Origin of the sequence: Streptomyces sp. S.PNR 29 (assembly GCF_030386795.1) — a bacterium.
GTDB lineage: Bacteria > Actinomycetota > Actinomycetes > Streptomycetales > Streptomycetaceae > Streptomyces.
Genome location: NZ_JANUQM010000005.1, coordinates 16100 through 28670 on the forward strand (window position 1 = coordinate 16100; position 12571 = coordinate 28670).

Sequence of the window (12571 nt, forward strand, 5' to 3'; positions counted from 1 at the left end):
AGGTGCTCCTGGGATACGGGCGATGGGAGCGCCGGTCAGCGTCTGACGTGGGCCGAGCCGCCCGCGATGAGTGCCTCCACCTCGGGGAGCGTGGCCATGGAGACGTCTCCGGGTCGACCTCGCGGGCGGCGCCGGCGCCGCCCCGGCCGGCCCACAGGCTGGGGCGGTGGTTGGGGTCGTAGGACACGGTCACCCCGTGCCGCCGGGCCACCGCCATGGCCTCGTCCGCGACGTCCGCCGTGGTGTCCGACAGACCCGCGAAAATGCCTCCGGTGTGGAACCAGCGCACCCCGGCCGAGAACACGGCGTCCCAGTCGACGTCCCCTTTGCGCAGCTGGGAGACGGCGGTGTGCGCGCGGTCGCTGACGCCCAGCGCGCCGCGGATGCCGTAGCCGCGTTCGACGAAGTTCAGGCCGTTGCGGGCGGTGCGGCCGACGCCGTCGTCGGGCACCCAGCGGATCAGCGAGGTGTCGACGCCTCCCTGGAGGATCAGGTCCTCGACCAGCCGGCCCACCGCGTTGTCGGCGAGCGCGGTCACGACCGCTGTCCGCAGGCCGAAGCAGCGCCGCAGCCCGCGTACGACGTTGTACTCGCCGCCGCCCTCCCAGACCTGGAAGGTGCGGGCGGTGCGGATGCGTCCCTCGCCCGGGTCGAAGCGGAGCATCACCTCACCGAGGGCCACCACGTCGATCACGCCCTGCTCCTCTCCACCGCGTCGCCGGTCAGCCGGCGGATCTCGTCGTAGTCGCCGCGCTCCAGGTGGTCGGTGGTGGCCATCCAGCTGCCGCCGACGGCGAGGACCGCCGGGTGGGCGAGGTAGGCGGCCAGGTGGGAGGCGCCGATCCCACCGGTCGGCACGAAGCGCATCCCGGGGAAGGGAGCCGCGAGCGCTCGCAGCGTCGGCACACCGCCGAGCGGCTCGGCGGGGAAGAGCTTCACGGTGTCGAGGCCCGCCTTCAGGGCGCGCATCAGCTCGGTGGCGGTGGCGATGCCGGGCACCACCGGCACGCCCAGCTCGCGGCACTTCGCGACGACCTCCTCGTCGAAGCCGGGTGAGACCACGAAGCCGGCGCCGGCCGCTACGGACCGTTCCACCTGCTCGGCCGTGAGGACCGTGCCGGCGCCGACGGCCAGGCCACCGTGGGCGGCCATCTCCTTGAGCACCTGCTCGGCATCCGGTGTGCGGAAGGTGACCTCGGCACACCGGGCGCCGCCCGTCGCGAGCGCGTCGGCCAGCGGGCCGGCGGTCGCGACGCGCCGCACCGTCAGTACCGGCAGCACGCGGGCTCCGGCCAGTACGGAGGCCAGGTCGGTGCCGGTCATCGGCCCAGCCATCCGCCGTCGACAGGCAGGACGACGCCGTGGACGTAGGCGGCGGCGTCCGAGGCGAGGAACACCGTGGCGCCCGCCAGGTCGTCGGCGTCGCCCCAGCGTCCGGCCGGTATGCGGTCGAGGATCGCTGTGCTGCGTACCGGGTCGTCGCGCAGCGCCTGGGTGTTGTCGGTGGCGATGTAGCCGGGGGCGATGGCGTTGACGTTCACCCCACGTGGGGCCCACTCGTTGGCCAGCGCCTTGGTCAGGCCGGCGATGCCGTGCTTGGCGGCCGTGTAGCCCGGGACGGTGATGCCGCCCTGGAAGCTGAGCAGTGACGCCGTGAAGATGACCTTCCCCTGGCCGCGGGCCACCATCGCCGCGCCGACCGCCCGGGTCAGCGCGAACTGGGCGTTGAGGTTGACCTGGAGCACCGACTCCCAGTCAGCGTCGCTGTGTTCGGCGGCCGGAGCACGGCGGATCGTGCCCGCGTTGTTGACCAGGATGTCCACCGGCCGTTCGCGCCCGGCGAGCTCGGCGCCCAGGGCCCGTACGGCCTCGGGATCGGCGAAGTCGGTGCGGATGGCCTCGAACGTTCGGCCCGCGGCCAGGACGTCCTTCTCGATGTCGCTGCCGGACTCCTCCAGGTTCGCGCTGACGCCGATGACGTCCGCGCCGGCCTCGGCGAGCGCGCGGGCCATGGCCCGGCCGATGCCGCGCCGGGCACCGGTGACGACGGCGAGCTTGCCGGTGAGGTCGAAGACGGTCATACGGTGGCTCCCTGGGCGTCGTCGGTGCAGTCCACGAGGATCTTCATCACGTCGCCGCCGCTCTCCAGGGCCTCGAAGGCGGCCGGCGCCTGGGTGAGCGGCACGACCTTGCTGATCAGCCGGTCGGCCGGGACCGTGCCGTCGTCGACCAGGGCGACCGCCTTCTCGAAGTCGGAGCGGTCGTACAACCGGGCGCCGACCAGGGTGAGTTCGCGCCAGAAGAAGCGGTGCAGGTTGACCTCGCGGGGGTGGGGGTGGATGGCGACCAGGCACAGACGGCCGCGCACACCCAGCACGTCGACCGCCGTGGTCACGCCGCCCGCGGCACCGGACACCTCGAAGGCGACGTCCGCGCCCGCGTCCCCGGTCCACTGCCGCACCAGCTCCGGCACGTCGACGTCGGCCGGGTTCCACGCCGTCAGTCCCCATTCCTCGGCGAGCAGCCGACGGTGGGCGCTCAGCTCCACCACGCGGACCTCGGCGCCCGCGGCTCGCGAGACCAGCGCGATGAGGATGCCGACCGGGCCGCCGCCGACCACGACGACCTTCTCGCCCGCGCATACGGCGGCCCGGCCGACGTCGTGGACGGCGACGGCGGTGGGCTCCACGAGCGCGGCCCGGTCCAGGGGCAGGGAGTCCGGCAGCCGGATGAGCGTCGAGGCGGGCACGGTCCAGCGCTGCTGCATCGCGCCTGGGGAGTCGATCCCGATGAAGTCCAGGTGCTGGCAGATGTGCTGGTGGCCGGCTCGGCAGGCCGGGCAGGAGGCGTCCCAGCGCAGCGGCATCACGGTGACCGCGTCGCCGGGCTGCCAGCCCTCCACTTCGGGGCCGACGCGTACGACGCGGCCGGACATCTCGTGTCCCAGGACGGCGGGCGCGGCGACCCGGGCGTCCATGACGCCGTGGAAGATGTGCAGGTCGGTGCCGCAGATGCCGACAAAGGCGGGGGCGAGCTCCACCTCGCCGGGACCGGGATCGGAGGGCGCGGCGGGAGCGGTGTCCAGGGTGCGGGCGGCTGTGTAACGGACGGCGAGTGTCATGGTCTCGTCAGGGTCCCTTCAGCGCGGACGCCGATGGTCAGCAGCAGGTTGGCGTAGGTACGGGTGTCGGCGGTGACGATGGCGAGGGCCAGGTCGGGTGAGCGGGCGGCGTCGTAGAACTCGAAGCGCCCCAGCCTGTCGACCGGGAGGGGCGCGAGCATCGAGCGGTACTCGGCGATGGCAGGCGGCTCCGGTTCGCCCTCGGGCGGCACCATCACATGGGCTGCCTCGATGGGCAGGGCGCGCAGCAGGACGTCGAGCACGGTGGTGACGTCCAGCAGGCCAGGGGTCAGGTTGAGGTGAACGGTCCTGGCGCGCTCGCCGGTGGCGGTGCTCGCGGGGTAGTGACCGTCGGCGAGCAGGACCCGGGCGCCGTGGCCGGCTCCGGCCAGGGATTCGAGGATGCCGGGGTGGAGCAGTTCCGTCAGGAGCATGCTGTCCCCTCCTTGGTGGGGGCGGGGGTCAGGCGGTAGAAGGCGGTGGCGGTGCCGGCGAGCACCGCGTGGATCTCGGAGCCGGAGCAGCCGTCCAGGAGTTCCTCGACGGTGGCGGCCCAGCGGTTCCAGCCGCCGGCGAGGACGCAGACCGGCCAGTCGGAGCCGAACATCAGCCGGTCGGGACCGAAGGCGGAGAGCAGCACGTCCCATACCGGGCGGATGTCGTCGACCGTCCACTTCTCGTGGTCGGCCTCGGTGACGAGACCCGAGACCTTGCAGCGGGCTGGGGAGTGCCGGGCCAGCATCCGCAACCGCTGTGCCCAGTCGGTCAGTTCCCGCCGCGCGACGGGGGGCTTGCCTGCGTGGTCCAGGACGAGCGGCAGCTCGGGGAGTCGTTCCGCGAGGCGGATCGCCTGCGGGAGCTGGTGGCTGCTGATCAGCACGTCGTATCCGAGCCCGCGCTCCCCGACCGCCCGCAACCCGCGCTCGACGTCGGGCCGCCCGAGCCAGTGCTGGTCCGACTCGCCCTGCACGACGTGCCGTACGGCCCGTAGGTAGCGGCCTGTGGGCCCGGCCCGCAGGTCGTCGAGTCCGTCGCCGATCGCGGGGGACGTCAGGTCCGCCCAGCCGACGACGGCGCCGATCAGCGGGTCACTGCCGGCCAGGGCGAGGAGGTCGCGGGTCTCGGGTACGGAGGCGACGCACTGGACGACGACCGTGCGCGTCAGCCGGCGACCGGCGATCGGCCGGGTCGCCGCCGAGCGCAGGGCGTGCGAGCTGAAGCTGCGGCGGATCGGCCCGTGGCCCGGTTCGTCCAGCCACGGCTGCGGCCGGACGTGCAGGTCCCCCACGTGGTGGTGGGCGTCGATGAGGCCCTGGGCATCAGACACGAGCGGTCCAGACGGGACCGTCGGGGTAGGCGTACTCCTTGAGCGAGTCCGGGTGCATCTGCGCGCTCAGCCCGGGCAACGTCGGCGCCTGGTAGTGGCCGTCGACGATGCGCACCGGGTCGACGAAGTGCTCGTGCAGGTGGTCGACGTACTCGATGACACGGTCCTCGGTCGTGCCGGAGACCGCGACGTAGTCGAACATCGACAGATGCTGGACCATCTCGCACAGGCCGACCCCGCCGGCGTGCGGGCAGACCGGCACTCCGAACTTCGCGGCGAGCAGCAGGATCGCGATGTTCTCGTTGACGCCGCCGACCCGGGCGGAGTCGATCTGCACGATGTCGACCGCGCCGGCCTGGAGGAGCTGCTTGAAGACCACCCGGTTGGCGATGTGCTCGCCGGTGGCGACCTTGATGGGACCCACCGCCTTGCGGACGGCGGCGTGGCCGAGGATGTCGTCGGGGGAGGTGGGTTCCTCGATCCAGTACGGCTTGTAGGGGGCCAGGGTGCTCATCCAGTCGATCGCCGCCTGGATGTCCCATCTCTGGTTGGCGTCCACGGCGATGCGGATGCCGTCGCCGACCGTCTCGCGGGCGGTGCGCATGCGCCGTACGTCGTCCTCCAGGTCAGCGCCGACCTTCAGCTTGATCTGGGTGAAGCCGTCGGCGACGGCCTCGCGGGCCAGGCGGGCCAGCTTCTCGTCGGAGTAGCCGAGCCAGCCGGGGGTGGTGGTGTAGGCGGGGTAGCCCCGGTCGAGCAGGCGGCCGATGCGCTCGTCACGGCCCGGTTCGGCGCGCTTGAGGATCTCCAGGGCGTCCTCGGGGGTGAGGGCGTCGCTGAGCCAGCGGAAGTCGACCTGCGCGACCAGTTCCTCCGGGGACATCTCCCCGAGGAAGCGCCACACGGGCTTCCCGGCCCGCTTGGCCGCCAGGTCCCAGGCGGCGTTGACGACGGCGCCGGTGGCCATGTGGATGGCGCCCTTCTCCGGTCCCAGCCAGCGCAGTTGGGGATCGTGTACGAGGGAGCGGGAGAACGCGCCCAGGTCGGCGCAGACCTCCTCGACGGACAGGCCGACCACGTGCGGGGCAAGGGCCGCGATGGCGGCGGCCTGCACGTCGTTGCCGCGGCCGGTGGTGAAGGCGAGAGCGTGGCCCTCCAGTCCGTCGCCTGCGTCGGTGCGCAGGACGACGTAGGCGGCGGAGTAGTCGGGTTCGGGGTTCATGGCGTCCGAGCCGTCGAGGTGTTCGGAGGTGGGGAACCGCACGTCCAGGACGTCCAGGGCGGTGATGCGGGCGGATGAGGGCACGGTGCGGGACATGGCGGCAACTCCTGTGAGGGGCAAGGAGGATCGGCCCCCTTGTGACGAGACGTGAACGCGGCGGAGGGCGGTCGGCGGGCGACGGCCGCCCGGGTCACTCCTGGACCTTGCCGCCGGTGATGCGGGAGATGGCGAGGGCGACCAGGATGATCAGGCCGTTGAGGGCGCCGATCCACTGGGCGGGGACGCCGCCGAGCGTGAGCACGTTCTGGATCATGAACAGCAGCAGGATGCCGCAGAACGCGCCGAACATGGTGCCCTTGCCTCCGTTGAGGCTGATACCGCCGATGACGGCGGCGGCGAAGACGGTGAAGATGTAGCCGTTTCCCTGCGCCGAGGCCACCGAGGCCAGGCGTCCGGAGAGCATCAGCCCGGCGAGCGCGGCGAGCAGGCTGCCGGTGACGATGACGATCCACAGCACCCGGTCGGTGCGGATACCGGCCGCCTTCGCCGCGTCTACGTTGCCGCCGATGGCGTACAGCGAGCGGCCGAAGCTGGTCCAGCCGAGCACCACGATCGCGATGGCGAACAGCACCAGGCAGATCCAGATCGACGCGGGCGTCCCGAACCACTCGGCGGTGCCGAGGTAGAGCATCGACGGCGGCAGCTGGAAGAACGTCTGGCCGCCGGAGATGCCGGTGAGAACTCCGCGCAGGACGATCAGCATGCCGAGGGTGACGATGAAGCCGTTGAGCCCGAACCGGATGATCAGCAGGGCGTTGATCACGCCGACGAGCGCGCCCACGGCGAGGGTGACGGGGACGGCCCACGCGCCGGGAAGCAGTCCGAGTCCGTGGCCCGCGCCGACCGGCACCACCAGCCAGGCCGCGACGCCGGGCGCGAGACCCATGGTGGACTCCAGCGACAGGTCCATCTTCTTGACGATCAGCACCATCGTCTGGGCGAGGACCAGCAGGGCCATCTCGGACATGGTCTGCAGGACGTTGATGAGGTTGTCGGGCTGCAGGAAGACCGGGTTGATGATCTGTCCGACGATGGCGATGACCACGATGGCCGGGACAAGCGCGAGGTCGCGCAGGCGGGCCAGGGGTATCCGGCCGCCGAGCAGAGCGGTCCGCTTGGGGCCGGCCCCTTCCGTCTTCAGGGCGGGTGTGTCCGCGAGGGCGGTTTCAGGCATCGAGGTCCACTCCTTCCATCGCGGCCACGAGGTCGTGGTCGTGCCAGCCGCGGGCGATCTCCGATGTCACACGGCCCTGGAACATCACCAGGACCCGGTCGCACATGCGCAGGTCGTCGAGCTCGTCAGAGGCGATGAGCACTCCGGTGCCGGTCTGCGCGGTTTCCTCGACCTTGCCGAGGAGGAACTCCTTGGAGCGCACATCCACGCCCGCGGTCGGGTTGATCAGGACCAGCAGCTTCGGGTCGTCGGCGAGGGCACGGGCCATGACGACCTTCTGCTGGTTGCCTCCGGACAGGGCGGAGACGGGCAGGTCGGGACCGGACGTCTTGATCGCCAGGTTCTCGATCATGCCCTCGGTGAGCCGGTCCCGTCGGCTGCGGCTCAGGAACCCGCTCCGGCCCAGCCGCCCCGGCACCGACAGGGTGGCGTTGTCCGCGATCGACATGTCGGGGACGAAGCCCTGGTGGTGCCGGTCCTGGGGGACGAATCCGACGCCGGCGGCGAGCGCGGCGGGCACGCTGCCGGGCCGGGGCCGGTTGCCGGCGATTTCCACGTCGCCGGCCGTTGCCGCCCGCAGCCCTACGACGGTCTCGGCGACCTCGGTCCGCCCGCTGCCGGCGGCACCCGCGAGGCCGACGATCTCCCCGGCGCCCACCTGGAAGGTGACATCGCTGTAGGTGCCGCCACTGTTCAGCGCGCGCACGGAGAGCGCGGGCGTGACGGTGGTGTCGAGGGAACTCGACCGCTCCTGCAGCCGGTCGGCCGCCGCCTCGCCGGTCATCGCCGCGACCAGTTCGGTGCGGGGCAGTTCCGCGACCGGGGCGGTCACGATGTGCCGGGCGTCCCGGAACACCGTCACCATGTCGCAGATCTCGTAGACCTCCTGGAGGTGATGGCTGATGAACAGGAACGTCACGCCCTGGCGCTGCAGGTCGCGGATCCGGGCGAAGAGGCGGTTGATGGCCGCCCCGTCGAGCTGGGCGGTCGGCTCGTCAAGGATGATGAACCGGGCGCCGAAGGACAGCGCCCGGGCGATCTCCACGAACTGCCGCTGCTCCACGCTCAGATCAACGGCCGGGCTCTGCGGATCCACGTCCACCGACCACGTCGACAGCAACTCCTGTGCCCGCCGGCGCACACCCTGCCAGCTGATCAGCCGGCCGCGGCCGCGGTCGTACCGGTTCAGGAAGAGGTTCTCGGCCACGGTCAGCGTGGGGATGATCGTCGACTTCTGGTAGACGCAGGCCACACGCTCTCGCCAGGCGTCGCGGTCGGCGAGTCGTGGTGCGGGACTGCCGCCGAAGGTCACCGTTCCCCCGTCGGGGGCCTGGAGGCCGGTGAGGACCGACACCAGGGTCGACTTGCCGGCGCCGTTGCGGCCGACGAGCGCGTGGGTCTCACCGGGCCTGATGGTGATCCGGGCGCCGTTCAGGGCCACCGTCGGACCGAATCGTTTGACTATGCCCGCCGCCTCGACGACGGGCAGGCCCGAGGGAACCCGTCCGTTGTCCGCCGGCGCGGGCGCGGGGGTGACTGTTCGCTCCTCGTCGCTCATCTCAACCGCCTTGTGCTGGATAGCCGTTGGGTTCTGACGAACGCTGTCAGCCGATGTTGTTGCCCCATAGCGACTTGTCGTCGCTCTTGACGCTGGGCACGCCGCCGTAGGTGCCGCCGTCGGCGGTGACGAGCGGGGCGGAGAGCTGGTCTTCGAGCAGGCCGTCGCGGACCCGGATGATCGTGCTGTCATGGTCCGTCCTGCCGGGCTTGAACGTCTTCCCGTCGATCGCTGCCTTCAGGTAGTACAGGGCGTACTTGGCGTAGAGGTCGGCCGGCTGGGAGACCGTGGCGTCGATCTTTCCCTCGGCGATGGACTTCAGTTCCTCGGGGATGCCGTCATTGGACACGACGAAGACGTGCTTCTTTTCCTTCGGGCCCACCAACAGGCCCTTCTGCTTCAGGACTTGCAGCGTGCCGGACAGGGCGAAGCTGGACTGCATGTAGACGCCCTTGATGTCCGGGTGCTGAGCCAGCCGCGTCTGGAGCTTCTGCGCGGCGACGGCGCCGTCCCAGTTGGTGGCCTCACCGAACACCTTGATGTCCGGGTAGTTCTTCTTCATGCAGTCGCTGAACGCCTCGGTGCGGTCACGGCCGTTGATGGAGTCCAGGCCGCCCTGAAGCATGACGACCTTGCCCTTGCCGCCGAGCTTGGTCCCGAGGTACTGGCAGGCCTTCTCACCGTAGGCGCGGTTGTCGGCGCGTACGACCATGAACACCTTGCCCGTGTCAGGGCGGGTGTCGACGGTGACGACCGGGATCTTCTTCGCCTCCAGCTGCGCCAGGGTCGGGGCGATGGCGGCGGTGTCCTGCGGGGCCATCGCGAGGCCCTTGACGCCCTGGCTGATGAAGGTCTGCGCGTTGGCGGTGAGCTTGGCGACGTCGTTCTGCGAGTTGGTGGTCTTCAGGTCCAGGCCCAGCTCCTTGGCGTACTGGGGCGTGTACTTGATGTACGAGTTCCAGAAGTCGGTGTCGGAGCGCGGGTAGTCGACGCCGACCAGCGGCGCCCCACTCGACGACCCCGCGGTGGTGGAGCCGTTGCCGCACGCGCTGACCAGCGCCAGAGCGGACAGGGTGGAGACGACGGAACAGAGGGCGGTTCTGAGTCTCATCGGTGCTTCCTCGCGCCGGTCCCGTAGCGGGAGATGTTTCGCCTCGGCGACATCTGCGTATCGCCGCGCAGCAGAGATGGGATGTTTATAGGTCCGGTCTCGATGCGCTGTCCAGCCTCCTGCTCGACCCCGCAAGGAAGTCCCAGGTCACTTCGCCCAGCAAGGGCGGGACAACACAAGATCCATCCCATCAATCATCGTCGTCGGACAGACGCGATCAGCCATGAGCCCCTCACAGACATGCCATGTTTAGCCAGCCACAAATCGCCAGAAACAGGCCGCGAAGGTACTTAACACCTGAACCACCGGCGCCTTTCATCCCTGCAAACCGGTTGACATCCCATGGGGGCATGGCGGACCTTCATGGCGTAACAAGCGGCGCCCCATGCACAGCAGCCACGCCGACTCGTGTCCTCCTGCGCCCCCTGTCCCCCTTCTGCACCAGGGATGTCTCCATGCCGAGTTCGCTCAACAGACGCCACTTCCTGGCCGGTGCCACCTGTGTCGCGACGGCGGCCGTTGCCGGAGGTGGGTTCGGCGCCGGCATCGCCCAGGCGGCGCCCAGCACCTACACGCCGGACTGGAACTCCGTCGACCAGCACCCGCCGGCCCCGGAGTGGTTCCAGGACGCCAAGTTCGGCGTCTACTTCCACTGGGGCGTCTTCAGCGTCCCCGCCTACGGCAACGAGTGGTACCCGCGGAACATGTACGAGGCGGGCAACAACGCCAACCAGCACCACATCGCGACCTACGGCCAGCCGTCGGCATGGCCGTACCACAACTTCATCAACGGCGCTCAGGACCTGGCGGGCAACTTCGTGAAGTTCGCGCCGAAGCTGAAGTCGGCCGGCGGGAAATTCGACCCCGACGAGTGGGCGCAGCTCTTCGTCGACGCCGGCGCCAGGTTCGCCGGCCCGGTCGCCGAGCACCATGACGGCTTCTCCATGTGGGACAGCCAGGTCAACGAGTGGAACTCGGTCAAGAAGGGCCCAGGCCTTGACCTGCTGAAGCTCTTCTCCACGGCCATCCGCGCGAAGGGACTCAAGCTGCTGGTGGCCATGCACCACGCGTACAACTTCACCGGCTTCTACGAACACGCCCCCGCCCAGACGGACCCGAGCCTGAAGAAGCTCTACGGGCAGCTGGGGTCGGCCCCGGAGAACCAGCTCTGGTTCGACAAGCTCAAGGAGGTCGTCGACCGCGCCCAGCCCGACATCCTGTGGCAGGACTTCAACCTGGACGCCGTCGACGAGCAACAGCGCCTGAACTTCCTGGCGTACTACTACAACCAGGCAGGCACCTGGGGCCGTGAGGTCGTCGCCACGTACAAGGACGGCATGCACGGCAAGGGCGAGGTCTTCGACTACGAGCGCGGCGGCCCGGCCGACCTCACCACCCCGTACTGGCTGACCGACGACAGCATCTCCAGCTCCAGCTGGTGCTACACGCAGGGCATCGGCTACTACACCATCCAGCAGATGCTGCACTCGTTCATCGACCGGGTCAGCAAGAACGGCAACGTGCTGCTGAACATCGCGCCGATGGCCGACGGCACCATCCCCCAGGCGCAGAAGGACATCCTGCTCGGCATCGGAGACCACCTGAAGCGCTTCGGCGAGTCGGTCTACGCGACCCGCGCCTGGACCGCGTACGGCGAGGGCCCCACGAAGATGGGGGGTGGCTCCTTCACCACCCCGCACGCCGGCACGCCGCAGGACATCCGCTTCACCCGTAACAAGGCGAACACCGTCCTGTACGCCACCGTCCTGGGCTGGCCGGGCGGCTCACTGACGATCAAGACCCTGAGCTCGGACCGGATCAACCTCGCGTCGCTGTCCTCGGTGAAGCTGCTCGGCACCACCGCCGGCACCTACATCGACCTGCCCGCACCGACCCAGAACTCCTCCGGCCTCACGGTCACCCTGCCCTCCTCGGCGCCGTACAGTGCGAACGCCTACGTCCTGAAGCTGGCTTTCTCCGGAACGATCCCGGCGCTGCGGCCGCTCACGGGAGCCGTCGCCTTCGCGGACGTCAACTACACCGGCAACGCAGGCGTGTTCACCGTCGGCGACTACACCGCGGCCGATCTGACCGCCGCCGGACTGGGCGCGGGCACGCTCTCCTCCCTGCGGCCGGCGCCCGGTTACCAGGTGATCGGCTACTCCGGAGACAACTTCACCGGCACCTCCTGGACCTTCACGGCCGAGAACCCGGACCTGCGGGTCACCGGCAACAACGACCGGATCACCTCGCTGAGGGTCCAGTTCAACCCGGCGACGTACTTCCGGATCACCAACGCCACCAACGGGCTCGCCCTGGACAGCGGTGGCAACGTGGCCTCCGGGTCCAACCTCAAGCAGTGGACCTGGGACGGCAGTACCAACCTGCAGTGGCGGGCGGAGGCCGTCGGGGGCGGCTACTACCGGCTGGTCAACCGCACGAACGGTATGGTCGCCGACGGCTGGGGCGCCACTTCCGACGGCTCTCCGGCCCGCCAGGCCCCCTGGAACGGCGGTACCAACCAGCAGTGGAAGATCACCCACCGGGGCGGTGACCGCTACTCGTTCGCCAACCGCACCACCGGCCTGGTCCTCGACGGCGGAGGCAACGTCGACTCGGGCTCCGTCACCAAGCAGTGGACGTACGGCAGCAGCACCAACCTGCTGTGGAGCGTCACGGCCGTCTGACCCTCGGAACGCGCGAGCGGCTGCGCCGGCGTGCTCCCCGTACGCTGTTTCCGTCGGGGGGCGCTGCCGGCTCATCGCTGAGGGCGGCACCGAACACGGCCACGGCGTGTCCATCGCCCCGTCCGCACTCCCAGTGGGCTGCTTGGTAGCCGGCCGACCAACGGCCCTGCAGTGATGGACCGGCGTGGTCACACACAGCGCCAGACAGCGGATGAAAGCTCCTTAGAGCGGCACTGTCAGGCGGATAACAGCTTATGGATCATTCGAAATTTCGCTTGGATTTCGGATCGCTGACGTCACAGACGCTAGAG

At 70.0% G+C, this 12571-nt stretch carries 10 protein-coding genes and 1 pseudogene; 1 reads left to right on the plus strand and 10 read right to left on the minus strand.

Annotated features, from left to right (window positions below; translation table 11 throughout):
• Window positions 1-112: 112 nt before the first annotated feature.
• From NW895_RS15105 to NW895_RS15150, 10 genes and pseudogenes are all read right to left on the minus strand, one after another.
• Window positions 113-694: pseudogene (locus tag NW895_RS15105) on the minus strand (PfkB family carbohydrate kinase); the annotation flags it as partial.
• On the minus strand, window positions 691-1323 hold the full coding sequence (gene eda, locus NW895_RS15110; protein ID WP_289936040.1) for a bifunctional 4-hydroxy-2-oxoglutarate aldolase/2-dehydro-3-deoxy-phosphogluconate aldolase: 633 nt from the start codon (window positions 1321-1323) through the stop codon (window positions 691-693). The pseudogene NW895_RS15105 and the gene eda, both read right to left, overlap by 4 nt.
• Window positions 1320-2081 carry an SDR family oxidoreductase gene (locus NW895_RS15115; protein ID WP_289936041.1) on the minus strand — a complete coding sequence of 254 codons (762 nt, stop codon included), beginning with the start codon at window positions 2079-2081 and terminating at the stop codon, window positions 1320-1322. The genes eda and NW895_RS15115 overlap by 4 nt, the downstream gene beginning before the upstream one ends.
• Entirely contained in the window at window positions 2078-3121 is a 1044-nt protein-coding gene (locus tag NW895_RS15120; protein ID WP_289936042.1) for an alcohol dehydrogenase catalytic domain-containing protein, read from the minus strand. The genes NW895_RS15115 and NW895_RS15120 overlap by 4 nt, the downstream gene beginning before the upstream one ends.
• Entirely contained in the window at window positions 3118-3555 is a 438-nt protein-coding gene (locus NW895_RS15125; RefSeq protein WP_289936043.1) for an RbsD/FucU domain-containing protein, read from the minus strand. Before NW895_RS15125 ends, NW895_RS15120 begins: the two co-directional genes overlap by 4 nt.
• Window positions 3546-4448, minus strand: a complete 903-nt coding sequence (locus NW895_RS15130; RefSeq protein ID WP_289936044.1) for an amidohydrolase family protein — start codon at window positions 4446-4448, stop codon at window positions 3546-3548. Before NW895_RS15130 ends, NW895_RS15125 begins: the two co-directional genes overlap by 10 nt.
• The gene (locus NW895_RS15135; protein ID WP_289936045.1) at window positions 4441-5766 is read right to left on the minus strand and encodes an L-fuconate dehydratase; all 1326 of its coding nucleotides are present in this window, start codon (window positions 5764-5766) and stop codon (window positions 4441-4443) included. Before NW895_RS15135 ends, NW895_RS15130 begins: the two co-directional genes overlap by 8 nt.
• Window positions 5767-5860: 94 nt before the next feature.
• Entirely contained in the window at window positions 5861-6904 is a 1044-nt protein-coding gene (locus tag NW895_RS15140) for an ABC transporter permease (RefSeq protein WP_289936046.1), read from the minus strand.
• Window positions 6897-8462: a sugar ABC transporter ATP-binding protein gene (locus NW895_RS15145; RefSeq protein WP_289936047.1), complete on the minus strand. Its 1566-nt coding sequence runs from the start codon at window positions 8460-8462 to the stop codon at window positions 6897-6899. Before NW895_RS15145 ends, NW895_RS15140 begins: the two co-directional genes overlap by 8 nt.
• 46 nt (window positions 8463-8508) lie before the next feature.
• Window positions 8509-9573: a sugar ABC transporter substrate-binding protein gene (locus NW895_RS15150; protein WP_289936048.1), complete on the minus strand. Its 1065-nt coding sequence runs from the start codon at window positions 9571-9573 to the stop codon at window positions 8509-8511.
• Between the two features lie 455 nt (window positions 9574-10028).
• Here NW895_RS15150 and NW895_RS15155 point away from each other — a divergent pair, with 455 nt between their 5' ends.
• The gene (locus NW895_RS15155; protein ID WP_289936049.1) at window positions 10029-12260 is read left to right on the plus strand and encodes an alpha-L-fucosidase; all 2232 of its coding nucleotides are present in this window, start codon (window positions 10029-10031) and stop codon (window positions 12258-12260) included.
• The last annotated feature ends 311 nt before the right edge of the window (window positions 12261-12571 follow it).